Origin of the sequence: Acinetobacter marinus, from assembly GCF_900096915.1 — a bacterium.
Taxonomy (GTDB): Bacteria; Pseudomonadota; Gammaproteobacteria; order Pseudomonadales; family Moraxellaceae; genus Acinetobacter; species Acinetobacter marinus.
This window is the reverse complement of the sequence record NZ_FMYK01000011.1, coordinates 1-26,703: the sequence shown is the minus strand read 5'-3', so window position 1 is coordinate 26,703 and position 26,703 is coordinate 1. Positions and strand designations below refer to the sequence as shown.

The 26,703-nt window shown below is 41.1% G+C and carries 24 protein-coding genes; 10 read left to right on the top strand and 14 right to left on the bottom strand.

Features of this window, described 5'->3' with window-relative positions; genetic code table 11:
• Positions 1-2: 2 nt before the first annotated feature.
• The 4 genes from BLQ60_RS13060 to BLQ60_RS13045 all read right to left on the bottom strand — a co-directional run bounded on the left by BLQ60_RS13060 (position 3) and on the right by BLQ60_RS13045 (position 2,989).
• Entirely contained in the window at positions 3-656 is a 654-nt protein-coding gene (locus BLQ60_RS13060) for a molybdenum ABC transporter ATP-binding protein (RefSeq protein WP_244516056.1), read from the bottom strand.
• Positions 653-1,348 (bottom strand): molybdate ABC transporter permease subunit, encoded by a 696-nt coding sequence (modB, locus tag BLQ60_RS13055; protein WP_378235119.1) that lies wholly within the window; start codon positions 1,346-1,348, stop codon positions 653-655. Before modB ends, BLQ60_RS13060 begins: the two co-directional genes overlap by 4 nt.
• Positions 1,345-2,145, bottom strand: a complete 801-nt coding sequence (modA, locus tag BLQ60_RS13050; RefSeq protein WP_092621451.1) for a molybdate ABC transporter substrate-binding protein — start codon at positions 2,143-2,145, stop codon at positions 1,345-1,347. The genes modB and modA overlap by 4 nt, the downstream gene beginning before the upstream one ends.
• Positions 2,146-2,332: 187 nt before the next feature.
• Positions 2,333-2,989: a sterol desaturase family protein gene (locus BLQ60_RS13045; RefSeq protein ID WP_092621449.1), complete on the bottom strand. Its 657-nt coding sequence runs from the start codon at positions 2,987-2,989 to the stop codon at positions 2,333-2,335.
• 140 nt (positions 2,990-3,129) lie between these two features.
• Between BLQ60_RS13045 and BLQ60_RS13040 the strand changes: the two genes are divergently transcribed.
• The 5 genes from BLQ60_RS13040 (at position 3,130) to BLQ60_RS13020 (ending at position 7,135) form a co-directional block, all read left to right on the top strand.
• Entirely contained in the window at positions 3,130-4,128 is a 999-nt protein-coding gene (locus BLQ60_RS13040) for an AraC family transcriptional regulator (RefSeq protein WP_092621447.1), read from the top strand.
• Between the two features lie 116 nt (positions 4,129-4,244).
• Positions 4,245-5,603: an MATE family efflux transporter gene (locus BLQ60_RS13035; protein WP_092621444.1), complete on the top strand. Its 1,359-nt coding sequence runs from the start codon at positions 4,245-4,247 to the stop codon at positions 5,601-5,603.
• A gap of 87 nt (positions 5,604-5,690) precedes the next feature.
• Positions 5,691-6,224, top strand: a complete 534-nt coding sequence (locus BLQ60_RS13030; protein ID WP_092621441.1) for a hypothetical protein — start codon at positions 5,691-5,693, stop codon at positions 6,222-6,224.
• 78 nt (positions 6,225-6,302) lie between these two features.
• Positions 6,303-6,740 (top strand): D-aminoacyl-tRNA deacylase, encoded by a 438-nt coding sequence (gene dtd / locus BLQ60_RS13025; protein WP_092621438.1) that lies wholly within the window; start codon positions 6,303-6,305, stop codon positions 6,738-6,740.
• Between the two features lie 110 nt (positions 6,741-6,850).
• Entirely contained in the window at positions 6,851-7,135 is a 285-nt protein-coding gene (locus tag BLQ60_RS13020) for a DUF4031 domain-containing protein (RefSeq protein WP_092621435.1), read from the top strand.
• A gap of 356 nt (positions 7,136-7,491) precedes the next feature.
• Here BLQ60_RS13020 and BLQ60_RS13015 read toward each other — a convergent pair whose 3' ends face one another.
• From BLQ60_RS13015 to BLQ60_RS12970, 9 genes are all read right to left on the bottom strand, one after another.
• Positions 7,492-10,596 carry an SIR2 family protein gene (locus BLQ60_RS13015; protein ID WP_092621432.1) on the bottom strand — a complete coding sequence of 1,035 codons (3,105 nt, stop codon included), beginning with the start codon at positions 10,594-10,596 and terminating at the stop codon, positions 7,492-7,494.
• Positions 10,597-11,187: 591 nt separating this feature from the next.
• The gene (gene glmS, locus BLQ60_RS13005) at positions 11,188-13,026 is read right to left on the bottom strand and encodes a glutamine--fructose-6-phosphate transaminase (isomerizing) (protein WP_092621429.1); all 1,839 of its coding nucleotides are present in this window, start codon (positions 13,024-13,026) and stop codon (positions 11,188-11,190) included.
• A gap of 58 nt (positions 13,027-13,084) precedes the next feature.
• Positions 13,085-14,443 (bottom strand): bifunctional UDP-N-acetylglucosamine diphosphorylase/glucosamine-1-phosphate N-acetyltransferase GlmU, encoded by a 1,359-nt coding sequence (gene glmU / locus BLQ60_RS13000; protein ID WP_378235115.1) that lies wholly within the window; start codon positions 14,441-14,443, stop codon positions 13,085-13,087.
• Positions 14,444-14,455: 12 nt separating this feature from the next.
• Positions 14,456-14,962 carry a phosphatidylglycerophosphatase A family protein gene (locus BLQ60_RS12995; RefSeq protein ID WP_092621423.1) on the bottom strand — a complete coding sequence of 169 codons (507 nt, stop codon included), beginning with the start codon at positions 14,960-14,962 and terminating at the stop codon, positions 14,456-14,458.
• Positions 14,955-15,929, bottom strand: a complete 975-nt coding sequence (thiL, locus tag BLQ60_RS12990; protein WP_092621420.1) for a thiamine-phosphate kinase — start codon at positions 15,927-15,929, stop codon at positions 14,955-14,957. The genes BLQ60_RS12995 and thiL overlap by 8 nt, the downstream gene beginning before the upstream one ends.
• 26 nt (positions 15,930-15,955) lie before the next feature.
• Positions 15,956-16,399, bottom strand: a complete 444-nt coding sequence (gene nusB / locus BLQ60_RS12985; protein WP_092621417.1) for a transcription antitermination factor NusB — start codon at positions 16,397-16,399, stop codon at positions 15,956-15,958.
• A gap of 19 nt (positions 16,400-16,418) precedes the next feature.
• Positions 16,419-16,889 (bottom strand): 6,7-dimethyl-8-ribityllumazine synthase, encoded by a 471-nt coding sequence (gene ribH / locus BLQ60_RS12980; RefSeq protein ID WP_092621414.1) that lies wholly within the window; start codon positions 16,887-16,889, stop codon positions 16,419-16,421.
• A gap of 74 nt (positions 16,890-16,963) precedes the next feature.
• On the bottom strand, positions 16,964-18,082 hold the full coding sequence (ribBA, locus tag BLQ60_RS12975; protein ID WP_092621411.1) for a bifunctional 3,4-dihydroxy-2-butanone-4-phosphate synthase/GTP cyclohydrolase II: 1,119 nt from the start codon (positions 18,080-18,082) through the stop codon (positions 16,964-16,966).
• 314 nt (positions 18,083-18,396) lie between these two features.
• Positions 18,397-19,692 carry a hypothetical protein gene (locus tag BLQ60_RS12970; protein WP_092621408.1) on the bottom strand — a complete coding sequence of 432 codons (1,296 nt, stop codon included), beginning with the start codon at positions 19,690-19,692 and terminating at the stop codon, positions 18,397-18,399.
• A 189-nt stretch (positions 19,693-19,881) separates the two neighbouring features.
• On the opposite strand from BLQ60_RS12970, the gene serB reads away from it, so the two are divergent.
• From serB to BLQ60_RS12955, 3 genes are all read left to right on the top strand, one after another.
• Entirely contained in the window at positions 19,882-21,114 is a 1,233-nt protein-coding gene (serB, locus tag BLQ60_RS12965) for a phosphoserine phosphatase SerB (RefSeq protein ID WP_092621405.1), read from the top strand.
• A gap of 445 nt (positions 21,115-21,559) precedes the next feature.
• The gene (aciT, locus tag BLQ60_RS12960) at positions 21,560-21,874 is read left to right on the top strand and encodes an AciT family ciprofloxacin tolerance protein (RefSeq protein ID WP_092621402.1); all 315 of its coding nucleotides are present in this window, start codon (positions 21,560-21,562) and stop codon (positions 21,872-21,874) included.
• Between the two features lie 209 nt (positions 21,875-22,083).
• The gene (locus BLQ60_RS12955) at positions 22,084-22,572 is read left to right on the top strand and encodes an SCP-2 sterol transfer family protein (protein WP_092621399.1); all 489 of its coding nucleotides are present in this window, start codon (positions 22,084-22,086) and stop codon (positions 22,570-22,572) included.
• Between the two features lie 160 nt (positions 22,573-22,732).
• On the opposite strand, the gene BLQ60_RS12950 is transcribed toward BLQ60_RS12955, so the two are convergent.
• Positions 22,733-23,680, bottom strand: a complete 948-nt coding sequence (locus tag BLQ60_RS12950) for a LysR family transcriptional regulator (RefSeq protein WP_092621396.1) — start codon at positions 23,678-23,680, stop codon at positions 22,733-22,735.
• Positions 23,681-23,889: 209 nt separating this feature from the next.
• On the opposite strand from BLQ60_RS12950, the gene BLQ60_RS12945 reads away from it, so the two are divergent.
• Both BLQ60_RS12945 and BLQ60_RS12940 read left to right on the top strand, forming a co-directional pair.
• On the top strand, positions 23,890-24,954 hold the full coding sequence (locus BLQ60_RS12945; RefSeq protein WP_092621393.1) for an aromatic ring-hydroxylating oxygenase subunit alpha: 1,065 nt from the start codon (positions 23,890-23,892) through the stop codon (positions 24,952-24,954).
• An 863-nt stretch (positions 24,955-25,817) separates the two neighbouring features.
• On the top strand, positions 25,818-26,703 hold an 886-nt coding region (locus tag BLQ60_RS12940), incomplete at its 3' end, for a Fic family protein (RefSeq protein WP_244516055.1).

Sequence of the window (26,703 nt, the reverse complement as noted above, 5' to 3'; positions counted from 1 at the left end):
AATTAAGTCAAACACCACACTTCATCAGTCAGTTGCTTAATTTCATCTATATCATGACTGACATAGAGCATCGGAATATTGGTCTGATCTCGTATCTGCTGAAAGAACGGAATAATTTCCTGTTTATGTGTCGTATCTAGCGCAGACAATGGCTCATCTAAGAGCAAAATTTTCGGTGAATACAATAACGCACGTCCTAACGCAACACGTTGCTTTTCACCGCCTGAGAGCTTGATCGGCATACGATCTAGTAGATGCGCCAACTTGAGTAACTCCACCACTTGATCCAACTGAAAATGTCGCTGTGACGATTCAATATGCTGAAACCCAAACAATAAATTCTTTTTCACCGAGAAATGTGGAAAGAGCTGAGCATCTTGAAACACCAAACCGACACGGCGCTGTTGCACCGATTGATTGATCTTTTGACTCGCATCAAAAAAGCACTGCTCCTGAATGTGAATCCGACCTTTTTGCGGTGTGACAATGCCTGCCACGCTATGCAAAATTGAGGTTTTTCCAGAGCCCGATGCGCCAAACAATCCCAATACTTGTTGCTCGGTCTGATACTGCGCCTCAAGCTGAAATTGCCCCAAAGATAATGCAATATCAATGTCTATCACAGATGACTTTTGCTGATTCATCGTGTCAGTCATTGCACACCTCGAAGCCGTTTTTGCCGACGTTGAAACCATTGTGCAAACCATAGCGCCAGAAATGCAATCGCTAAGGACATGATAATTAAGCGATTTAAAGCATCTTCGCTATTCGGCTGTTGCATCAGGCTATACATCGCAAGCGGTAAGGTGCGGGTTTCTTCGGCGATATTGCCGACAAAGCTAATGGTCGCACCGAACTCGCCTAAACTGCGACAAAAACACAGAATTAACCCAACTAAAATCCCACTACTCGCCAATGGCAAGGTGATCTGCCGAAAAGTAGCAAATCGAGATGCACCCAAAGTCATGGCAGCGATTTCTAAACGACGATCAACCAATTCAATGGCAAGGCGAATCGACTGTACCAACAACGGAAAGCCCATCACTGCCGAAGCGAGTACCGCCCCTTTCCAGTTAAACGCCAACTCGAATCCCAAGTAACTAAAATATTTGCCGATCACGCCATTATTACCAAATAGCTGGAGCAACAAATAACCCGGCACAACAGGCGGCAGGACTAAAGGTAGAAAGATCAATGTTTCTAATAGGGATTTCCCCAAAAACTCTTTGCGTGCCAATAGCCAACCGAAGAATAATGCAGGAATAATATTCAGCAAAAGACAAGCTACTGCAACTTTACAGGACAGTTGCAGTAGGCTGATTTCTTCAGGACTTAACACAAGCATTATTTACGTTTTGCAGCTGGATGAAGCGGAATAAAGCCATACTTTTTAAAGATCGCTTCAGCTTTTTTGCCTTGGATAAACTGATACATACGTTGTGTTTCCGAAGATTGGTCTAGCTTAGCAATTGGATAGACCACTGCTGGATAGCTTCCTACAGGGAATGAGCCAACCACTTTGACTTTATCACTGATCGCTGCGTCCGTCGCATAGACAATGCCGAGCTGACATTCACCACGTTCCACAAAGGCAAGCGCACCACGCACATCTTCGGTTTCCACCAATTTAGGTTGAATGGTCGTCCACCAACCCAATGAAGTGAGTGCTGACTTTGCATATTTCCCGACAGGTACACTGCTGGTATCGCCTGTACAGATGCGACTATTTTTCACCACTGCAGGCACTGCGCCCTTTTTGACATCAAGTTTTGAGGTTTGTGATTTTGGCGCAATCCACACCAAAGAGTTACCGAGTAAATTCACCCGATTTTTGGGATTCACCTGACCCTGTTTTTGCAAATAATCCATCCACTGCAAATCCGCTGACATAAAAATGTCGACTGGTGCGCCTGCTTCGATCTGCTTTGCCAAGGTCGATGATCCTGCAAATGAGGTTTTCACATCGGTTTTATAGGTTTGCTCATAGAGTTTTTCGATGTCTTGCATGGCATTGGTCAGACTGGCGGCGGCAAAGACGGTGGTCGATGCTTTGGCAAAGCTAATTGTTGAAATGGCGGTTAAACCCACGATACCAAGGATAGCAAGACATTGTTTTTTCAGAGAGTAATTGTTTTGGAAATGCATAGATATTTTGCTCAGCGGTGATGTGGAAGATATAGATTCATTATGTTTTTGAGAATATAACGCCTGTGAAAAATAAGCAATCCTAAACCGTGGAGTGCTTTGATGAAAACCGCTTTGATAAAACTGAGAAATTAAGGTGCTAACTTAGTGCTTTATTTATTGTTTTAATTTAGGTTTTTACTCAGATTTATGCAACTGAAAGTGCATCTTGCGCTTCAGCATCTTTTGATTGCTGAGTTGTACTTTTCGACACCACCGATTTTTGCACGTATTTGGCAGGGAAGTATTGATTGACCAACTGTTTCAATGGCGTTTCAATAAATTTCGGCAAATTGACGCCAAGTGGATTGCGCTCTTGTAAATCTGCTGACGACACCACACGCGTGCCCATCACATAGTCAAACCACGGCTTAGTCACACACCAGTTGGCATCTTGGTTGGCATTCATGTGATGATCATAGTGCCACGGAATCTTTGCTTTCGCCCAATCAGGCTCAAGGTGTGCACGGCGGTGGATATAGTAATAGTTGAATGCGCTATACCATGCCGCAGCTGCCATACCCTTTGAGAATGGATAAAACATCGCACTTGTCGTTACTGCAACGATTCCTAAAGACACCACTTCATTCTTGGTACGCCAATTGCTCAGACCTTGTACATAGCCATCGTCCGCAAATTCTTGTTTACGCACTTCACGATGATGTTCCCAATGCGACTTCATACTGCGTGGCACAGGACTAAATCTTGGCTTACCTGCTCGGTGTGTACCATGCAGAATATATTTATGTGCTACCCATTCAAAGGCATTAGCAACCATTAATCCTGCAACAAATCCCTTAATCATAAAAATCACCTGTTTATTTACTCTATTCAGTGTAGAGCGATGAAAATCTAGCGTATTGACACTTCGTCTGTGATTGATTGACAAATTACGACAAGAATTTTATAACAATGCACAGGACATAGGATGAATCAGGAGTACGGATGCAACAGATCACCAGCTATCAAGGCTCGGTCTACGGTGGATTGGGTGATTTATTATTGCGCTACTGCCAAGCGAATCAACTCCCCGCACCGACACAGCTCCTGCATGTGCAAAATTTACCCCGCTTTGATTATCAAGTCTGGTATCAATTACTTAATGAACTAGATCAACAGCACAATCAGCCTGCGCTTGGCTTAGACATCGCCCAATATGTTGAGCTCAAACATCTTGGCGTACTGGGTTATTTGGCGCAAAGTTGCGAGCATCTCGGTGAGGCATTATTACGCTATCATGATTTTTATCGGCTGATTTATGATGGTAGCCCATTGATATTTAATAAAAATCAAGATCACCTCATCATCGGCTGGGATGTCCCCAAAGTCTTTACCACGCAAGTCACCAATGAGATTGCGATTGCGATCATGTATCAGTTTTTACGGCATTTTTTGCATATCGATGATGTGGCGCTGATTCAAGTCGATTTCATGCATCCCGCACCAAAAGATACAATGATTTATCAACGCTATTTCGGTTGTCCTGTGCTGTTTTCACAGCCCACGGCGCAGATCGTTTTGCCGAGTCAAATTCTCAGTAAACCGATTCGCCATGCCGACCAAACCTTGCAACATTTGTTGATGGCGCAAGCGCAGACGTTACTGGAAAAATTACCGCATACCACACAGCTTGATGAGCGATTACAACAGGCGATTTTAAAGCAATTGCAAAAACAACAACTGAATATTGAAGTGATTGCCACGCAACTTCACACTTCCGTCAGACAGCTCCAACGTCATCTGCAAAGCCAAAACACGACTTTTCAAGCCCGTGTACAAGCCATTCGCCAAATGCTTGCCTTTAAATATCTGCAAGATCCGCATTTGAGTTTGCAGGAAATTGCACTGCTACTCGGCTATTCCGAACAAAGTGCCTTTCAGCGGGCGTTTAAACTGTGGACACAGCAAACACCACAACAGTGGCGCAAACACAATGTCATGTGAATTCTTCATTTTTTCTTATTTTTCTTCGCCCTGATGATACAAATCAGCGCTAACGCCAGCGATAGAATCGGCGTACACTAGCGCAACAATCACACTAAAAAGTATATGATCATCACATGGATGTAGCCCAACCGTCACAAGCATTTTGGAAACGCTTTCTGATTTTTTTATTGCCACTCATTGCCACCAATATTTTACAAAGTTTATCAGGTACGATTAATACCGTCTTTGTCGGTCAGATGATGGGCGTCAATGCGGTCGCAGCGGTGGCGGTTTTCTTCCCGATTTTATTTACGCTTTTGGCATTTATCATTGGGCTGTCTGCGGGCTGTACCGTACTCATCGGGCAAGCATGGGGCGCACGAGACCATGATAAGTTAAAACGCATTATCGGCTCGACCTTGTTTATGACCCTGATTGGTGGCACATTGATCGCTATTTTGGGTGTTTATTTTGCCGAAGAATTATTGCGCCTACTTGGTACAGATGATGAAATTATGCATCTGTCACTGCCTTATGTACGCTGTATGTTGGCAGGTAGCCCATTGATTTTTATTTATATTATTTACACCTCGATTATTCGTGGTGTTGGTGATAGCGTGACGCCACTGATGGCACTTGGGCTGACCAGTGTGGTCGGTCTAATTGTCACGCCAACGCTGATCAAAGGCTATTTTGGTTTTCCGCAGATGGGGATTGTTGCGCCTGCGATTGCCACTATTCTCGGTTATTTTTTGGTGCTGATTTTTCTGTTTGTCTATATGAAAGTCAAAAATCATCCGCTGAAAGTCGATGCTGAGATTTTAAAACAAATCCGCCATCAACCGCAGATGAGCAAACTGATCCTGAAATTGAGTGTCCCGACAGGCATCCAAATGGTCACTACATCGGTGGCTGGCTTGGTCATTGTTGGCTTGGTCAACCGCTTTGGCGCTGAAGCAACGGCGGCGTATGGTGCGGTCAATCAAGTGCTGAACTATGTGCAATTCCCTGCAATTTCGATTTCCATCGCTGCATCGATCTTTGCTGCACAAGCCATCGGTTCAAACCATGCGGATGCCGTTGGCAAAGTCACCCGCACAGCATTGATGATGAATCTGGCACTCACAGGCACACTCATCATGGCAGCGTATCTGGCATCGAAATATCTAATGGCACTGTTTATTACCGAACCGCATGTGATCGAGTTGGGACAACAATTATTGTTTATTGTGCTGTGGTCGATTCTGTTTTTTGGCGCCAGTGCGGTGTTCGTGTCGATTATGCGTGCCAGTGGTCATGTGGTACAACCGATGCTGATCAATGTCGCCTGTATCACGCTGATCGAAGTACCGCTAGCGTATCTGTTTAGTCGCTGGTGGGGGCTACAAGGCATTTGGTACGGCTATGCAGCAGCATTCGTCTGTCTGTTTATTTTTCAAGGCTTGTACTACCAACTGGTTTGGAAACGCAAAACTATTCAGCGCCTAATCTAAATTCTATCGAATGAAAGACTTGATTGTTAATTAATCATTCAGTATAAATATGCGCTGGGCTTTAATTTGATGGTCTTAGGAAAAATAATGCCGACTGGTATCCCTGTTTATCGTGTCAAATCTCAACCGATGCTCGCATTACTGTTGCTTCTTGCCAGTGTGATGCTGGTCGGTTGTAAAGATACTTTGGAACAAATCGTTGGGATGACGCAAGATCAACGTCCCGATGCGGCATACCAAAGCAAACTCAAAACCGATCTGAAAGCCTTTGATCAAATCCGAAGCCAGCAAAATGGCGTCTTTGATGAATTGGATCAACAGCTTAGCTTTGCCTCAAAGAAAAGTACCAGTAGCGCCCAAATTCGCCAGTCCTTACAGGATATTTCGGGCACGCTGAGTAGTCAAAATGAACAATTTAAAAAGCTGCATATCCACACCCCAGAAGTGGCACGCCTGCGCAATGCCGTGATGCAACTCAACTATAGCACCATGCAAATCGTGGCGTTGGTGGACAATCCCAATGCGGTGAATAGTCGACTCAACCGCTACAAGAGTATGCAAAAAAATTATATCAATCGATACAAACACTTGCGTACAGAAATCGAATCGAAGTTGCTTTAAAGCCATATCATCTGCAAGATTGAAGAAAGCCGAACAGCCCTTTACAATGCATGCAATCTTTTGATTAGGCGTTTCATTTTGCGTGCATTTATTCAGCGTTCCCTGTCGGCGCATGTCAGTGTTGATGATCAAATCGTTGGTCAAATCAGCCACGGTCTGGTGGTCTTACTCGGTATCGGGCGTGAAGACACTTTGGAAAAAGGCAAAAAACTCATTGATAAGCTATTGAAATATCGGATATTCGATGATGAAAATGGAAAAATGGGCTGGAATGTCGCTCAAGCAAATGGCGGGATTTTGCTGATTTCACAATTCACTCTCTACGCCAATACACATAAGGGACTACGCCCCGACTTTGCGCCCGCCATGCCACCAGCCGAAGCGGAAGCCTTGTATGATGCCTTACTCAGCTATCTACACAGCCAATATCAGCATGTCGCAGCAGGGATTTTTGCAGCAGATATGCAAGTTCACCTCATCAATGATGGCCCTGTGAGTTTTATGCTAGAAGTGTAATCAATAACCTATATCACCATATTTATCACCATATTGATGGATTAATATACAGCCTATCATCGTTGCGCTAAAATGTTGATTCGCCTTCTCATTGTTACATGGAAATAAATATGACGATCTATGTCGATAACATGCGTATCAAATACAAGGGGAAAGAATGGTGTCATCTTATGGCAGATAGTCTGGATGAATTGCACGAATTTGCACTATTTTTAGGTCTGCATCGAGGTTGGTTTCACCGCAGTGCATCTTATCCACATTATGACGTCACAGTGGAAGTGAGGGCAAAAGCCATCATTCATGGCGCCTTACCAGCGCAAAGAAAAACGATCATCGAATGCGGAAAAAAACTAAAACGAGAACTCCTTGCGTCTACGAGCTCAGACCTGAGCTGACTACTGTCTATTTATTGGTTAAGATCATTTTTAAGTTTTTTTAGTCGCCATCGCTATAGCAAATCGCCTGCTACTCTCATTAGTTTAAGAATAGCAGGCGATTGTTATTTGAGATAAATTTTTATTTTTATAAATAAATTTTGTATGAGAGTACTTTATAAGTACTTAGTGGGTATATAATAAAATATAGTAAGATTATGAATCTAATAAAATATCTTCTTATTATATGTCATCACTGGTATAGCCATTTTTTTGTTTAGTATATTAATTGTAGTTAGCAGTTATGCTAACTACAATTTTTAGATTTATATTCTAACGAATATCGTCTTAATTTATTCCAAGGATTAATTTATAGATTATCTGATAATAGCCGTCTTAGCTCTTGGTCCTCTAAAATTAAAACAAATGGTAATGTTTATAGGGTCACCAGGTCTCAAAGCTTCCCAATCATCTTGATCAACCATAGAGACTTTATGCATATATATATTTTCTGCATATTTCGAAGTTTTTACAAATCCAAATTGATCATTAATCGTTACTATTACAGCCTCAAAAAGCTTTTCATGACCATCTGTATTCAAAATAGGGTGTGATATTTTATTTTTAATTCTTGGTTTTACATTTGATTGTAATAAATCATTAAAAATTTTTAATGCTTTTTCTTCACTTTGATAAACATACTCAAGGCAAGCATGTAAAAATTTTGGTTCATAATTTGTATCATTAGGTGAATAACATTTTTTTAAGTATGAAATGGCTTTTTGATAATATAGACTTTCATTTTCATTAATAAATGATAATGCCATTAAATAATTAATATAACGATTATTAATGTCATTTCTTAAAAAATTTAACATACATATTCTAGCTTCATTGTAATCTTTTTTACTTATATAAAATTTAGCATAGCGTTGAACTATATAGACATTATCACTATTTTTTCGTAATGCCTCTTTAATTTTTCCTATGGCACGAGGGGAATTATTCATTTCTTTTGAAAAATCATGTTCAAGTAGTGTTAATGATTCATCATATGGAAATTTTTTAAAACCAGCAGATAAATTGTTCTCAAAATCTCTAATAATATCAACTAGATCATTTTCATTCTCACAGTCTTTAATTTCATCAAGTAAAACCAATCCTTTTGTATGGTAAGGCATTGACGTTTTAGTGGATGTTTTAATGTTTTCATTTAATAATTTTAGGCTGAAGTTTCTATATTTTATTTTGTCGTGCCTAGATATTGTATTAAGTGCTAATTTTCTATAAGCATTTGCCTTGGTATGTTCTACAGTTCTCATATCATAATAAATATCAGTATTATCAATTTTTTTCAAATACTCTAAGGCTAATTCAAAATTTGGTGTTGAGTGATTGATTTCTAAAATAGCTCTTTGATGTAAAATAAATGCATTATTGACACCAATTTCTTGTGCAATATTGAAAATAGAATGTGCTAAATCCTTACTGCTAAATTCTTCTGCTAAAACTTTACCCTTTAAAATACACTCTAATGCTTTAGCATCAGTATCGAAACCTATATTTAGGTATCTAATAATTTTTATTAATTGTTGGGCTTTATCCATTTCAGACATAAATGCTTGTTTAAATACATGTTCTGCAATATGAAAATGCCTAGATGTAAAAACAATATCATTTAACCTATAACTGTGATAACTCACAACTAAAAGCTCAAGTGGCTGTAAAAATTTTTGTTTGAACTGTTCAAAGTCAATGCCACTTAGTCTTTTAATCATTCCTGCTCTGAGTTCTATTCCATGCCTATGTAAGCAACATATGCTTAAGTAAAGATCCTTTGCTGATCTATCATAAATACCTTCATATTCATCTTTTATTATTTCCGAAAATTCTTGACCGTAATGGGTTGCTTCCAATAATGTAACCAGTAATTGATTATTGCTTTTTTCTTTTATAAATTTAAATTTATCTGAATCATTTAATTCTTTTAAATTTCCTTCTGCATTAAATTCTTTTAATTTATCTATAAGATTTTTAATTTCTATATCATTTAAATCTTTTAAACTAAAAAAACTAGGGTTTAATTTATCTAAAGTATTTTCATTGTTATGCCATTCATTACTTCTAGCAGTACCTACAATGAATACTTTTGCTCTATCTTTTATTGAAAAATTTTTTATTTCTATTATTTCTTTTTGATATTCTAAGATATTATCAACAAATATAATGATAGGTTCTTTAATTAAATTAATCAGTTCAAATATTAGTGTTGTATTTAATAATGCACCTTCTTTTAGGTAAAAACAATATTTGTTAAATTTTGAAACACCATTCCATGCAAGTCTTTTTAATAAGACACTTTTCCCACTACCTGCATACCCATTAATTACTAAAAAATTGAAATGATTGTTAGATATTTCTAAATTTTCAAATATTTCATTTTCTAAGGTTCCCTCTATAGTTCTTTTGAAATCTAGATTTTTATTAACCCAACCGAAACCATGTGAATTACCTCTGTAGAAAATATCATTATTATAATTATCAGACTCTTTCTTTATTTCATCATTTATTTCGAAATATATTAATTGAGCTAATAAATAATTTTCCAACTCATCACCAGGTCTATTATTTGATGGAATTATTTTTGAAATAATAGAATCATTTTTTAGAATATTGTTTAAAGACACTACATTATTAGATTTTTTATTTTTAATGGTTGTCAAAAAATCATGTAAATTGCTGATTATACATTCCAAGTTTTTGGTTTCCCAATATTTTTTATGTAAGTCTTTCATAAATGGGTCTAACCATATGTGTCTTGTACGACTTACTCCATCTTTTTCTAAATCATCTAAAATACCAATAATATTAGGATCAGCTAAACCATAACCGTAAAAAATTACTAAATTACTAGTTAAGCACTCTTTTAAGAATTGATATAAGCTAGACCTATTTTCTAAATGTCTTCGATAATCACTGCTTTCAATAACTAAAGGAACTCTATTATCATTTGTTCTTGATATACAGCCGTGTATTTTTATTAATGGTAATTTTTCAGGATTAACAACCACCTTTTGTAATGAATCATTATCACTAATAATTTTCTCTACTTTTTGGAAATGTGATTTATTTTCTTTAAATGCTGTCTCAATTACTTCATCATAATTTGTGGTAAAAATTGCTTTCCACTTAAACTCTGTGATTATCTTATGTTCATTTGTTGGTTCAAAATCACAAACTAAGTTTTTTATAAAGTGATCAAAATTTTCTCTTCCAGAAATTTGTATAGCCATGCTTGATGCAAAGTCTAGTGTTAAAGAATCTGAGGTGTTTCCAAGAAACTCTTTATTAATTTTTTGCAGTAACTCACCTCCTGTAAAGCCAATTCTCACATTTTTAGAATTAGTACAGCTATACGATGCACCTGCACCAAGAAATAATACTGCTTTTCCTTCAAGAATTTGTTTATCAATGTATTGCATCTTCCCTCCTCATAAAACTCTATTTTTTACTTTTAGAGTTTATTTCAAGTACTTTAATTTTATTGTGTGACTATACACTAAAGAGTGATCCTAGACAGTATTGTGGACAGCCGATCCCTCTAATTTCTTAAAATATTTCAGTTCAAAGGCTTCAGGACTTAGCCAGCCATTTACTGTTGAACAAAAACTTTGAATAATTTTTTTGGAGTATTGATAATTTGAAAGTTTACTTCTAAGAAATTTAAAAATAATTTTATTGCTGTTATGTGTTTCTCCATCCAGCTTCTACCACGTCTATGGCTATGATCAAGGAAAAACTCAACAAAGGAGTCTATGACCCCATACTCCGTTAAAAGGACTGGAATTTCAGTGTAGACACCTGTTTTACTTCTATAGACTTTTGCATTCAATCTAACCAAGTCCATTGTATTGTCCTTAGATTATTTGATTAGGGTTTTACGTAGAATATAGATTTTATTTTGAACAAAAAAAGATCTGTTTTGTTAAGAACAGATCTTTTTTGATTATATGATTTCACTAGGTATATCTTTATTACTCTCAATATAAATTTAATAAAATCAAAAAATTATCTCACTCCACCGTGACGCTCTTGGCTAAATTCCTTGGTTGATCAACATCTGTTCCACGCAGTACCGCAACATGATACGACAGCAATTGTACAGGCACACTATAGATGATCGGTGCAAGCCACTGGGAGATTTGAGGAATATGCACCACATGCTGGCGGTCTTTTTTATGGATACCGCTGTGCTCATCAGCAAAGACGAATAACTCACCACCACGGGCTTGTACTTCTTCCATATTCGATTTCAGCTTATCAAGCATGTCATCTTGCGGTGCCAAGATTACTACAGGCATATCATTATCGACCAGTGCCAGAGGACCATGTTTAAGCTCACCTGCGGCATAGCCTTCGGCATGGATATAAGAAATTTCTTTGAGCTTGAGTGCACCTTCCAATGCAATCGGATAATGCGTGCCACGACCTAAGAATAAGCAGTGTGCCTTTTCAACAAATAGCTCAGACAGGCTGAGAATCTTGGCATCATGTTTGAGTGTTTCATTCAGCACTTTTGGACAATGCCAAAGGGCTTGGATCAATTCTAATTTTAATTCAGTGGTAATCGATTGCTTCACTTCACCGATTTTTAAGATCAAAAGCATCAGCGCAGCAAGCTGAGTGGTAAAGGCTTTGGTCGATGCCACGCCAATCTCAGGTCCTGCAAGGGTAAGCAAATGAAAATTGGTTTCACGAATCATTGATGAAGTCGATACATTACAAATCGCCATGGTGTAAATCGGCGTATTGCTTGCTTTGGCACGTTTCTGAATATCACGTAACGCCGCCAAAGTATCAGCCGTTTCACCTGATTGCGAGATACATAGATACAAGGTATTGGCAATAATCACAGGATGACGATAGCGGAATTCACTGGCGATTTCGATCTGACATGGCAAGCCGATGATTTGCTCAAACCAATATTTCGCCACCAATCCCGCATGATAGCTGGTACCACAGGCAATGATTTGTACGTGCTGTACTTGCGTCAACGCAGGATTGGCATGTTCTAAGAAATTTTCTTTTAAGGCATTGCCATCAAGCGCTTGAGCAATGGTTTGTTGCACGGCGTTGGGTTGTTCAAAAATTTCTTTGAGCATAAAGTGACGATATTCACCTTTGCTACTGCTCATGACGGTGGCATCCAGCTCGGTGACTGGGCGCTCGATGGCTTGACCGTGGGCAAAGATTTCCACACTATCCCGTTTCAAACGTACCGTATCGCCTTCTTCGAGATAGATAAAACGATTGGTCACAGGCAACAATGCCAACTGATCGGAGCTGATAAAATATTCACCAATACCCACACCGATGACCAATGGCGAACCTTCACGCACAGCAATCAGTTCATCAGGTTGATTGGCATCAATAATGCCGAGCGCATACGCACCCTTGAGTTTGGGAATGATGGATTGCACAGCAAGCAATAAATCGGCTTGATTTTTCAGTGCATGATGCACCAGATGCGCCACCACTTCTGTATCTGTTTCAGACGTAAACTGATAGCCAAGTGCTTGTAATTCGGTTTTTAATTCTTGGTAATTTTCAATAATACCGTTATGTACCACAGCAATATTGTGTGAGGTGTGCGGATGGGCGTTATGCTGTGATGGCTTGCCATGCGTTGCCCAGCGGGTGTGTGCGATACCGACATTGCCGTGAATACCACTTTGTTCTGCAGCGTGCACGAGATTGGCAACTTTGCCGACTTCACGCTCACGACTTAGCTGACCCGATGCGATCAACGCCAAACCTGCGGAGTCATAACCACGATATTCCAGACGTTTCAACCCTTCAAGTAAGACCCCTGAAATATTACGTTCTGCGATACCACCAACAATTCCGCACATACTGATTTACCTCAAAAAAACGTTTACGACTGTGTATTTTCGTTCAATGATTTTGCGTTCACTTTTGCTTTTGTGGACGTTGATAATTGCCCTTTTGAAATTGTTTACTGCGCTCCACAGCCAAAGCATTGGCTTCGACATCTTGTGTAATCACCGAGCCTGCGCCGACCGTTGCACCATTGCCAATGCTCACAGGTGCAACCAGTGAACTATTCGAACCAATAAAGGCACGATCGCCAATCGTGGTTTTAAACTTATTGGCGCCGTCATAGTTACAGGTAATGGTGCCTGCACCGATGTTGCTGTCTTGTCCCACTGAAGCATCGCCAAGATAGGTGAAATGATTTGCCTTACTGCGTAGACCGACTGTGGTATTTTTTACTTCGACAAAGTTACCGATATGTACTTCATCAGCGAGCCTAGCATTTGGACGTAAACGGGCAAAAGGACCTATTTGGTTATTCTCGCCAACGATGGCTTGATCAAAAACACTATACGGCTGAATCACCGTACCTGATGCAATCGTACTGTCTTTAATCACACAGCCTGCGCCGATTTTGACATTGTCCCCAATGGTACAATCGCCTTCAATGATGACATTAATATCAATCTCGACGTCCTGACCAACACTGAGCGTACCACGTAAGTCAAAACGTGACGGATCAATCAAATGCACGCCTTGGCGCATGAGTTGTTCTGCCTGATAGCGTTGCCATTCACGTTCGAGATTTGCCAGTTGCAAACGGTCATTCACACCTTCAACTTCAAACGCATATTCAGGTGCGATCGAAGCAATTTCCAAACCATCTTGCACCGCCATAGCGACAATATCAGTCAGGTAATATTCGCCTTGCGCATTGTTATTGGAGAGTTTTGGTAACCATTGATGCAATTTTTCATTGCTGACGCAGTAAATGCCTGTATTAATTTCAGTAATTTGCTTTTGTGCATCATTAGCATCTTTATGCTCAACAATGGCTTGAATCAGCCCATTTTCACGAACGATACGCCCATAGCCTGTTGGGTCAGCCACCTCCAGCGTAATCATGCCAATGCCCGAGTCTTTTGACGCATCCAATAAACGTTGTAATGTGGCTTTGGAAACAAGTGGCACATCGCCATAGAGAATCAAGGCAAAACCAGATCTGCCAAGTACAGGCAGGGTCATTTGTACCGCATGTCCAGTACCGAGTTGCTCGGCTTGCTCCACCCATTCGATCTGCTCATTGGCAAATCGCTGTTTGACCGCATCGCCACCATGTCCATAAATAGTAATAATGCGTTCGGCGTGCAGTTGTTTTGCGGTATGGATGACGTGGGCGAGTAAGGGTTGTTTTGCCAAAGGTTGCAGAACTTTTGGTAAAGCCGACTTCATTCGCGTGCCTTTACCTGCCGCTAAAATCACCACATCAATCATCAATAACGCCTTTTAAGTCAATACGATATACAAAATCACAGCCAAGCTAAACATCGCCATCAAGCCTGCCAAAAGATCATCGAGCATAATGCCAAAACCACCATGCACTTTGCGATCTACAAAGCCGATTGGGAATGGCTTCCACACGTCAAATAAACGAAATAATGCAAAAGCAATCACAATCCACCAATGTGGCAGATTTGCAAGATAAATCAATGGGATTAATGTGATCGATTGTCCAGCAAATTCATCCCACACAATACGACTGTCATCATGGGTGTGCATGATTTCGGCGCTACGCCCGCAAATATAAATCCCAAGCAAGGACATCACCACGATGGCAATGATGGTCGCCACCCAACCGATCGAAAGCCACAGTGGATAAAGCACCAAGATTAAGAGCGAACCGACGGTACCTGGTGCAACAGGTGATAATCCTGTACCTAAGCCTACACCTAAAAACCATGTCAAACGGTCGTGAAATGGAGTATTTTCGAGATTGATCGGCGTCTTAGGCAAAGTGTTGGTATCCTGATTTTTCTGGGGTAAATTTTTGCTTTTGATAAAAATAATGACAAGTCATGTCTTGCTGAATTTGCCCAATGACGGTCACTGGCGTCACACTGCTTTGTGCACACTGTGCTTGCCAACGCTGAAAATGATCAGGGCTGATGGTAAAGCATAGTTGATAATCATCACCGCCTGCAAGCACATCGGCAAAACGCTGATCAATAGATAATTGTGCAAGTTCATTGGCAATCGGAATCTGCTCTAGTTGAATCTCAGCACCAACCTGACTGGCAGACAAAATATGCCCTAAATCTTGCGCCAAACCATCCGAAATATCAATCATACTTGACGCAAAACCCACTAAGGATTGCCCCAAAGCCAATTGTGGTTGTGGATAGTCCAAAGTCGATTGTAATGCGCTGTTCGGGTGGCGCAGTGCATACGCTGCACTACCAATTTCGCCACTGACTACAATGTGATCGCCAACTTGTGCACCACCGCGTAAGATCGCCTGTCCAGTTTTAATCCAACCCAAAGCGGTGATGGAAATGGTTAATGTCGGACTTTGCGTTGTATCACCACCGATGAGCTGCACATTGTAGCTTTTACAACAGTCGGCAACGCCTCGGCTAAACTCAGCCAGCCATGCATCTTCAATTTTCGGTAAACTTAACGCCAGTAAAATGCTATGCGCTGTTGCGCCCATCGCCGCCAAATCCGAAAGATTGACCGCCATACTTTTCCAGCCAATGGCATGCGCCGATGTATCTAGGGGAAAATGTCGTCCAGCGACCAAAGTATCGACGCAACTGACCAACTGCATATCTTGCGGTACTGTGCTGACTGCACAATCATCGCCAATCCCGACATCAGCAGATGCTGGTGATGTCGGGGATTGCGATGCTAAGGATTGCGATGCTAAGGATCGTGATGTCAGCGACTGAAAATATTGACGGATGATTGAGAATTCAGCCATGGGCGAATGCCAGTAGATGGAATCAGTTAGAGTTGCTTTTCATCTGGACGGAGCTGTGTTGCCACTCGATCCAATACACCATTGATATATTTATGACTGTCTGCACCGCCAAAGTGTTTTGCCAGCTCAATTGACTCGTCCAAAACCACTTTGTATGGAATTTCCATATGATTGAGCAGTTCATAGACGCCAAGACGTAAGGTCGCCAATTCCACACCATCAAGTGCTGATACTGGGCGGTCTAATGCAGGCAAGAGATATTCATCCAGCGTCTCATGACTTGCCACGACTTGGCTGAGCAACTCGTGATAGTAGCTAATGTCGACTTTGTGCATGGCATTATCGGCACGGGTGCGTGCTTCAATCTCGTGCACGGCATTGCCACTCATTTGCCATTCATAAACGCCTTGTACAGCAAAACGACGTGCTTTGCGTTTTGCCGCATAGGTTGTTGGATAACTTTGATTCATGCTTTTAATTGCCTTTCGCTTAAATCGCTTTTAACAGATTAACCATTTCGATCGCAGTTACCGCAGCTTCAGCACCTTTGTTGCCTGCTTTGGTACCTGAACGCTCAATCGCTTGTTCAATGCTGTCGGTGGTCAATACGCCATTGATGACTGGCATTGTGCTCTCAAGACCCACCACACCAAGACCTTTTGCACATTCACCTGCGACAAAATCAAAGTGCGGCGTACTCCCACGAATCACTGCACCAAGGGCAATGATGGCATCAAACTGCTTTGTTGAAGCAAATTTTTTGGCAACTACAGGTAGCTCCCAAGCACCCGGTGCATACGCCACGGTAATTTGCTCTTCTGCCACGCCATGACGTTTCAGCGCATCAATGGCACCTTCGAGCAAGTGCTCCACCACGAAGCTATTAAAACGACCAACGACAATGGCATATTGCCCTTCGTTTGCTAAATGTAAAACACCTTCGACCTTACGAATTGCCATGTTTCTTTCCTCTAATTTCTTTGCGCTCAGTGGAGCGATTAATCATGCATAAAACCAATAATTTAAAAATTTGTCTATTGTCCACACTGCGCAGGGCTCACATACTCTTCCACTTCCAAATCAAAGCCTGAAAGTGCATTAAAACGCAGTGGCGAGCTGAGTAGACGCATCTTTTTCACACCGACATCACGCAAGATTTGCGCACCGACACCGATGGTTTGATATTGCTGTGACAGTGCTGCATTGGATTTGCCTTGGCGTGGCTGTGACTGCTGTACTAGCGCAGGACCGAGATCAGGCAATTGATTTTGACCAATCCACACCAATACGCCACGTTCGTTTTTAGCGATTTCTTGCAATGCTGAATCGATATTCCACGCACTTGAGCCATCGGCTTTTTTCTGCTTGAGCAAATCACGAGTCGGATTAAAGCCGTGGACTCGCACAGTGGTCACACCATCTGTTGGATCGCCTTTGACCAATGCCAAATGTACCGCAGGATTGCCTGCTTCTTGATAGCGGAACAGTTGGAACTCACCATATTCGGTTTGAATGGTGCTCGACTCAATACGCTCAACGGTTTGCTCATTGGTCATGCGGTAGTGAATCAAATCTGCAATGGTGCCCATCTTGATGCCATGCTTTTCTGCAAAGACTTCAAGGTCTGGACGACGTGCCATTTCACCATCTTCATTGATGATTTCACAAATCACTGAGGCAGGCTCAAGACCAGCCAAACGTGCCAAATCGCAACCTGCTTCAGTGTGTCCCGCACGGTGCAACACACCGCCTGGCTGAGCCATCAATGGGAAAATGTGTCCTGGCTGTACAATATCACTTGGCTTCGCATGTGCAGCCACCGCTGTACGCACAGTATGCGCACGCTCTTTGGCTGAGATGCCTGTGGAGATGCCTTCGGCTGCTTCAATCGACAAGGTGAAATTGGTGCCATGCTGTGCACCATTCAGATTGACCATCAACGGCAGATTGAGCTGTTCGCAACGGGCTTTACTCAAGGTCAAACAGACTAGACCACGTGCATGGGTGATCATAAAGTTAATATCTTCAGGGCGCACATGCGTCGCTGCGATGATCAAATCACCTTCATTTTCACGATCTTCGTCATCCATGAGAATGACCATTTTGCCTTCACGAATATCGGCAACCAGTTCTTCAATGCGACTCAATTGCATTACAGCTACACCTGTTTAGCGATGGGAATGTTTAAAAGCATTTAAATTTCAGTACAAGCGAAATTCAATGCAACAAACAAAATAGAATAAATGCGCCATATTCTAACGGTTTTTGCAAGAAATTGCTGTACTTTCGATGACTGCAATCGTCGCACACAGATTTTGCTGATCTTCTTATGGAGAATGTTTTGCTGAATGATGCTGTGCTGAGCGTTGATATGGCTGGATTGAATGAAAAAATAAACCCAGTCGGATGTGACTGGGTTTGCTTGATCAGCTGATGCTTTAAGCGACTGACTAAACTACTGATTATATTAGGCTTGATCAGATCGAGGCGTGATATTGTCATCTTGCAAATGGGCTTTTGGGCCAAGCAAGATTTCGGCACGCATTTTTTGTGCGGTTTGCGCACAGTCATTATTCATGCCTTGCAGCAGCACCGCATCACGGGTCAGCGCATTAGACGGATTTGGCAGATTTAAAAACTCATAGCAATGACGCACATCTTTAAAACTTGGACGGCTCAAATATATCGCTGTTTCCTTGGCATGTAGATACTGCGCTAGACGAATCGCAGATTTGTCCGCCGCCAGTTGCATGCTTGGCAGAGCTTCAGCAATGGCACAGCGAGCTTGCAAAACAAAGCGCTTTTCATGGCGAAAACGCTTATACACTGCCTCAAAAATCAACTGAAAGACCACCGCCACTTGGATAATCGCCGCAATCGCATTGGCAGATTTTTTATTGACACGCACCAATGCACCATCATCATAAAATGGCTGAATAATTTCCAAATCCGTTTCACTGAGCTGATAATGCTTTTGACACAAGGCAACAGTTTTATTTAAGAATGATTGGCACAGGTAAAAATAATCTTGTGCTGTTTTTTGATTGACCGTCCCCAAAAGTTGTTTTGGATCATAATGTTGCACACTCAGATAAATATGCTCAGAATCTTGGGTTTGCTGCAACGGATCTTTCACTTGTAATTCGGCATGCGGACGCTGATAAAGCTGCTGTGCTTTGGCAATCGCAAGACTTGCCTGATGCTTTTCATGCTCAACCGCTTCGGCAAGACGCTGAATTTCATGCTTGAGTAAGGCTTCACGCTTCATTTTACTTAAGAATTCTGAACGTGTCGGACGTGCGATGGTGCGATAACCAATCCATAAACCAAAATGTAAAATCAACGAAACCAATAGTGGCAACCATTGATTACGCAACAATTCACCAACGCTTGGTTTGATCAAAGTCACTTCGATGCGCCCAACTTTTTGCTCATTGACGACCGCATCACGGACAAAGATATCACCTTGACGGGTTTTATTGGCACCCGCTGTCGCCAAGACTTGATCGTTTTGATCCAAGACACGTAATGAGGCAATGCTTGGGTTGGTGGCATAGCGTGAAGTCAGCAATGCCAATGCCACAGTATTTGGCGGTGCAAGCTCTGCGGCACTATCGGCAACTAGCTGACGAGTCAACAACTCGCCTTGAATTGCACGATTATCCTTTAAAAAATAATTGGTTGCGACCACGATAAGAATACCGTGCAAAATAAAACTGAGGATCAGCAGGCTTGCAAAAAGCCCTTGTCGAGGTGCATTCAAGTTAAAACTTCCAAAGCCATTCGTTGCAAATTTTTAGTCAAAGACAATTTAAAACCTCACACAAAGCCAATGCGAAATCGTGTACATCATGGTACATCGAGCAAGGTTAACGATGTAGTGCTTTTAAAATGTCATGACTATAGATTATCATTCTAGCCAGTCTTAGATTAGCCCCATTAGCAAAAGCGCATGCAAGAAATCATTCTTATATCCTTTTTAGGACCTGACCAACCTAATCAGTTTACCCGACTTATGCAAGTATTGTCTGTACATAGTTTGCAGATTCTTGATGTTGGTCAAGCCGTGATCCACAATCAATTGACCTTAGGTATCGTGGTTAGCTCCGAAGATCAAACTGCAACCGCTTTGGCGATGAAAGAGATTTTGATCTTGGCACAAGAGATCGGTTTAACTGTTCGTTTTAAACCGATTCCTGCCAGCGAATACCAACAATGGGTCGCAGAAGGCGGTCGCACCAAATATATCGTCACAGCGCTTGCGCCTGAGTTGACTGCGTCACACCTACAATCCGTGACCAAAATCGTATCAGATCAAGGCTTTAATATCGAAACCGTGACGCGTCTATCTGGTCGTTTAGAGTTGCCATCAAATAGCGTCGATCAGCCAGCGCATGAAAATGTCGCCTGTATTCAATTTGGGCTCAGCGGTCAAATGCTCGATGCACAAGCGATGCGCTCTGCCTGCATGTTGATGAGTGCTGCGCACAATATGGACATCGCCGTACAAGAGGACAATGTCTATCGTCGAAATCGTCGTCTCGTCTGCTTTGATATGGATTCAACCTTGATCACCCAAGAAGTGATCGATGAATTGGCACTGGAAGCAGGTGTGGGTGCGCAAGTTGCCGAGATTACTGAGCGTGCCATGCAAGGTGAACTGGATTTTCAGCAGAGCTTCCGTGCTCGAGTGGCTTTGCTCAAAGGCTTAGATGCCAGTGTCTTACCAAAAATTGCTGAACGTCTCACCATTACCGATGGCGCACAGCGCCTCATCTCCACTTTAAAATCGCTGGGTTATAAAACGGCAATTTTGTCTGGTGGTTTTCAATATTTCGCTGAATATCTACAACAAAAACTTGGCATTGATGAAGTCCATGCCAATATTTTGGATGTGGAAAATGGTGTAGTCACAGGTATCGTCAAAGGCGACATCGTCGATGGTGCCCGCAAAGCGCTACTGCTTGAACAAATGGCAGAGAAACTCGGCATTTCCACCGAGCAAGTGATCGCCGTTGGTGACGGTGCCAATGACTTGCCGATGCTGTCCCTTGCAGGTCTTGGCGTGGCATTTCGTGCGAAGCCATTGGTGCGTGAAAATGCCAATCAAGCCATTTCCAGTGTTGGATTAGACGGGATTCTCTATCTTTTGGGTCTGCATGACAAAGATTTATACCGTGCATAAATAGACTACGACCCACTACATCTAGTATGTATGGGTCGTAAATTAAGCACTGCATATCGGCTGTATTACTTTTGTAATTACAACGTGATTAAAGTGAAATAATGATATAAATCAGATATTTAAATATTACAAATTTGTCATTAAAAAATAATTTGTGAGAACATCTTTAGCGATCAGCGTAATCTGTAATAAATCAAACCCACACAACATATAGTATCCAGCATACTTGATGCATCACCCTACATCGAACTAAAAATATACAGCGTCACACTGTGTCGCAGCAATGCGTTCAAGGGCTTTTTTTTCCGCAAAAAAATTGCATAATCAATTTAAGTACACAACGGTATGTGTATGAAAATTGATCTCACCACGTTGTTCTATTCTAAATTCGAAGATCAATTCATTGGACGCTGTAAGCCAGTGTCTATTTGGTAGGAGAGTTTTAATGTTTGCATTAAATGTAGCCACAATTATCGGGGGATCATTGGTTGGCTTGGCTGTATTGCTCATCGCATTTTCCCGCTATCGCTATTGGCTTGTGTTTATGTGCGCAGGCATGGTGTTTTGGGGCGGGTTAGAATTGCTTCGAGCAGGCATTCAAAGTGTATTCGACATGCCACTACTCTATGGTTATGTCAGTGCCATGATGGTCTGCTTGGTGGCTTTTACAGTCATTATCGCCATGAATGATCGCCGTTTGGCTCGACTAACGGACACCAAGGTCAAATATATAGAGCATACGCCTGTATACGACGACTGAATTTGTCCAAACATTGTGCAAATGGTGATGCATTTGCACATGGTGTTTTTTGCTGTATTTTTTCAATTGATTTTCAATAGCACTGTCGAATCCCATCTGTATTGACCAAATACTTACAACTAAAATATAGAAAAGCCATCTTTTTTTGATTTGGATTATGCTAGCATCGGCATTATTGAGAAAACCATACAAAGATTAGGAAAATGTCGATGAAATTATCATCTTTACCCGTTGTTAAGCTCCCTGCGGTTGATGTCACCACCGATCCATTGGATTTATTGATCGCAGGCTTAGTGCTCCGCATGAAGCAATTGGCACGTACCAGCCCACAGTTTATTGAACTCATTTATGATCGACGTTTCTGCATTGAAATCGGTACAGAACAAGGCGTGGCTCGCCAGATTATTATCGATCAAGGCAAAGTCTCGACCGCATCTGGCACTTCAGGCGCATCTCAAGCCGCTGATTTTAAAATCCAGTTCGTGGATAGTGAATATGCGGTAAAAACCTTATTAAAAGGCGACCCAAGTGCATTTATGACTGGCATGCAGTCTGGTCAGATCAAGATGGAAGGTGATTTTTCGTTGTTGGTGTGGTTCAATCAAGCCGCTAAATTGGTCGTGCCAAAAGTACCAAAACCTGTGAAACAGCGTATCAAACAAGCACGCCAGTTTTTAAAAGAAAAAACAGGGCGCTAATTCCGAATTCGCCTGTTATGCGTCTTAATAAATGCCATAACAGGCGATTTTAGTTCATCAAATTAAATCAGCAATGCATCCACATCATACATTGTGACTTGGGCGTTTCATTCGCCCATCATGAAGGCTTTTCTAAGCAGAACAAACAAAATAAACAAGATTAAAAAATATTTTGATAATCGCCTTTTTTATTACGCACATCGACCATCAGATCATAGATTAAATTAACCAGCCAAAAAATCGCAGGGTCTTTATTCACTCTTGCTGACCAAATCATGTCCACAGAAAACTCATTGGCAAACCAATTCAGCGCATAAGTATTCAGCTTCATATTGGTTGATAATATTTTCGACAATCCTTGTGGAATCGTTGCAATACAATCATTTTCAAATAATAACCACGGTAGAGGTAAATAGTTATTAATTTCTAAAAGATGCATCCTTTTGAGTCCAAATGGTTCTAACGCCATTTTTGAAAAGGTCGCATCTGAGCTGGAACAAACCACAATGTGTTGCCTTTGTAGAAATTGCGCTTGGCTGAGCTCCGCATGCGTGCCGTGATCATTTTTTGCATGTTCAATCACCACAAATTCATGTTCAAACAGTCGCTTACGATAAAGATCTGGATGAATGTCATTAAAACTACCCACGACAATATCGATCTTCCCTTCATTTAAATCCTGATACAACGTATCTGCATTGGAGCTCACCACTTGAACGGATAGCTGATATTTATGTTTTAACAAATAATTTAAAACTCGAGGCAGCATGATGATTTCGGTAATATCCATCATGGCAATCTTAAATGTTCTTGTCGACGTTTCAGGCTGAAAATCGATGGTTTGATAAATACTTTCCCTTAACAAATCAATCAGCGGATCAAGTTGATTGAAAATTTTATGGGCTTTGATCGTGGCAGATATTTTATTGCCATTGCGAATGAATAACTCATCTGAAAATACATGTCGGAGCTTCTTTAAAGAGTGACTTACCGCAGACTGTGACAGATTCAGACTTAACGCCGCCTTACTGACACTTTGAAATTTATATATTTCATAAAACACAAACAGCAAATTCAAATCCATTTTTTGATTATCGATTTCAATCATGACGCCTATTACCCCATTGAATTGCTAAGGTGTAGCCCTTTTCATAGTATAACCATTCAGGATTTTCATACAAAGCGTCAGGCTAATCGTGCCGCAAGGCTATACGCAACATGACGTCAGTGTAAGGATCTATCGCATCAGCGGCTCGCTTTCGATTGGCTTCGCTGAAAATGATGCTCGATAGATACCCATGGATAAGGATATTGAATATGTTTGTCAAAAATTGTTGGTATGTGGCTGCTTGGACGGATGAAGTCGGTGCTGAGGATTTATTTTCCCGCACCATTTTAAACACGCCTGTTCTATTTTGGCGTGATTCAGAACATATCGTCAGAGCGATGATCGATCGCTGTTGTCATCGCCTAGCGCCACTGTCTTTAGGTAAAAAAGTCAATGACTGCATTCAGTGCAATTATCATGGTTTAATCTTTGATAAAAATGGACAATGCATTAGCGCTCCAGCACAAACAAGACTTCCCAAAATGTCCGTTCAGACTTTTCCCGTGGTGGAAAAGAATCAGTGGATCTGGATTTGGATGGGAGATGAAAATTTGGCTGATCCAAATCTCATTCCAGATATCTTTTGGTATGACCATCCAGATTGGGCGTACAAGCCAAATGGTCACATGCATTATCCTGTAAACTATTTGCTGATCGCAGACAATTTACTCGATTTTTCTCATCTGCCATTTTTACATCCAACAACACTGGGTGGCTCACCAGACTATGCCAGTGTTCTCCCCAAAGTTACACGCAATGACGATGGCTTACGCTTAGAGAAAATGGTCAACAATACCGAAGCGCCAGGCTATTCCAAACAGCATGCAGGCTATGATGAGAATACTAAGGTAGATCGCTGGATGTATTATGATTTTTTAATTCCAAGTATCTTACTGATGGATGCAGGGATGTACCCGACTGGCACAGGAAGCTATGAGGAAAAACCAGCCAATGCCATTTCATTCAAAAGCGCACAAGCACTCACCCCAGAAACGGAGCACTCGACACATTACTTTTTTGGGCAAGCACGTGACTTCGCACTGGATGATCACGCAGTATCCGATGCAATATATAACGGCATCATTCAGGCATTTAATGAAGATAAGGAAATGATATTAGGGCAACAACGCAATATTATGCTCAATCCATCACACCCCATGAAAGCCTTGAGTGTTGATTCTGCACTTTCACAATTCAGATGGTTAATTGATAAGAAAATAAAAGCAGAGCAGGTCGAAACAACCCAACAGATTTATACTGAAAATATTGTATAACTAAAGAAAGCGCATAACTGTAGATGCAACATCGTACTGACATAAAAAAAGCCCCAATCTATTGATTGAGGCTTTTAGAATTTGGAGCGGGAAACGAGACTCGAACTCGCGACCCCAACCTTGGCAAAAGTCACCCACTTTTTTATAATAAATTTCATTAAGTGACATTATCTGAAATCATTGTATATCAATACATTTAGGAAAAGCAAGCATTCAGAGATCATTTTAAATATCGTTCTGAGATTAAATTTGGTCACTTTTATTTTTCGAAAAATTCAACAATAATCATCCACATTTTTAAAAATAGAAAAATCGTCACTGATAAATTCTCCTCCAAAATAAGGAAAACTCTTCTCTGTGCTAAACTGAATTTTCAAAAAGAGGCGGATTAAAAATAATCTGAACACTTGAGTTAAAAGTATGGAAATTTACTAATGTTAATAAACAATCAATCCTATACTTTTAGTATTTTTGTGGTCTGAAGAAGATCAGGAATTTGTCGGCTTATGTACTGAATTCCCATCTCTATCTTGGCTCGATCAGGATCAGTCGAGTGTTCACGCTAGATAACTAAACTTGTAAGCGAAGTAGTCGCCGATATGTAGCTAAGCAATGAAGAAATCCCTGTTTTATGTTCTAAGTAAAACTCAGCTACCTCAGCCGTGAAGACACTTTGCAATCACATCTATAGGCATTTTCCTTTCCATATAACTATTTACAGACCCCAACATTTATTGCACAAACTTATCGTTAAAGTCTTTATTCCGAGCTGAATTATTAATTTATTTGACTCACTCAATGAGTCAAATATACACTGCAATCGACTCACTCCTATTCTTCACTATTTCAGGGGATGACCAAATATGTATGATGACTGGGTTTGGAAACAGCCGAACTGGACAAGCTTTACATGGAAAGATGAAAGTATTCTTCCACTCACCAGACACATTCATCAAAAAATTGGAATCCTGCTTGGACAAAGCCAGCATAACCCTGAAAAAGAATACCTTACACTAGACAACCTGATTGCCAATCTGGTCTCATCCTCAGCGATTGAGAATGAAACGCTGAATGTTTATTCGCTGCGTTCATCTCTGGCAAAACGTCTAGGTGTCTCGCTGGAGCAACCCTATCCAAGCTCTGAACGTTCAGATGGTTTAGCCAATATCATGTTGGACGCCTTAAATAACTTTGAACAAGACTTATCAGTCGAAAGATTATTGCAGTGGCACCAATGGTTATTTAATGAAACTGATTGGACGATACAACGTATCAGGATCGGACAATTACGTGGGTATGAACCGATGCAGGTTGTCTCTGGCCGTATAGATCACCCTACTGTGCATTTTGAAGCGCCACCACGAGAAGGTTTAGAACATCGTGTGGATGAGTTTATCCAGTGGTTTAATACGAGTAGAACCGATACCTTGCTTGACCCATTGATTCGCGCTGGTATTACTCACCTATGGTTTGTGACACTCCACCCTTTTGATGATGGTAATGGACGTATTACACGTACACTGATTGACTTGGCTTTAGCACAGATGGATCAACAGAGTATCCGTCTATATGCGATGTCACCTATTATCTTGAATAAGCGCAAGCGCTATTATGAAATACTTGAATCGACTCAAAAAGGTGATGCGGATATTACGGCACTGTTGCAAATAACCACGAATGGTAAGCTGAAGACTGTTTTAGCTAAAGGTGCAGCATATGAATCCTTTCCATGGTCGGCATTTTCAGGGC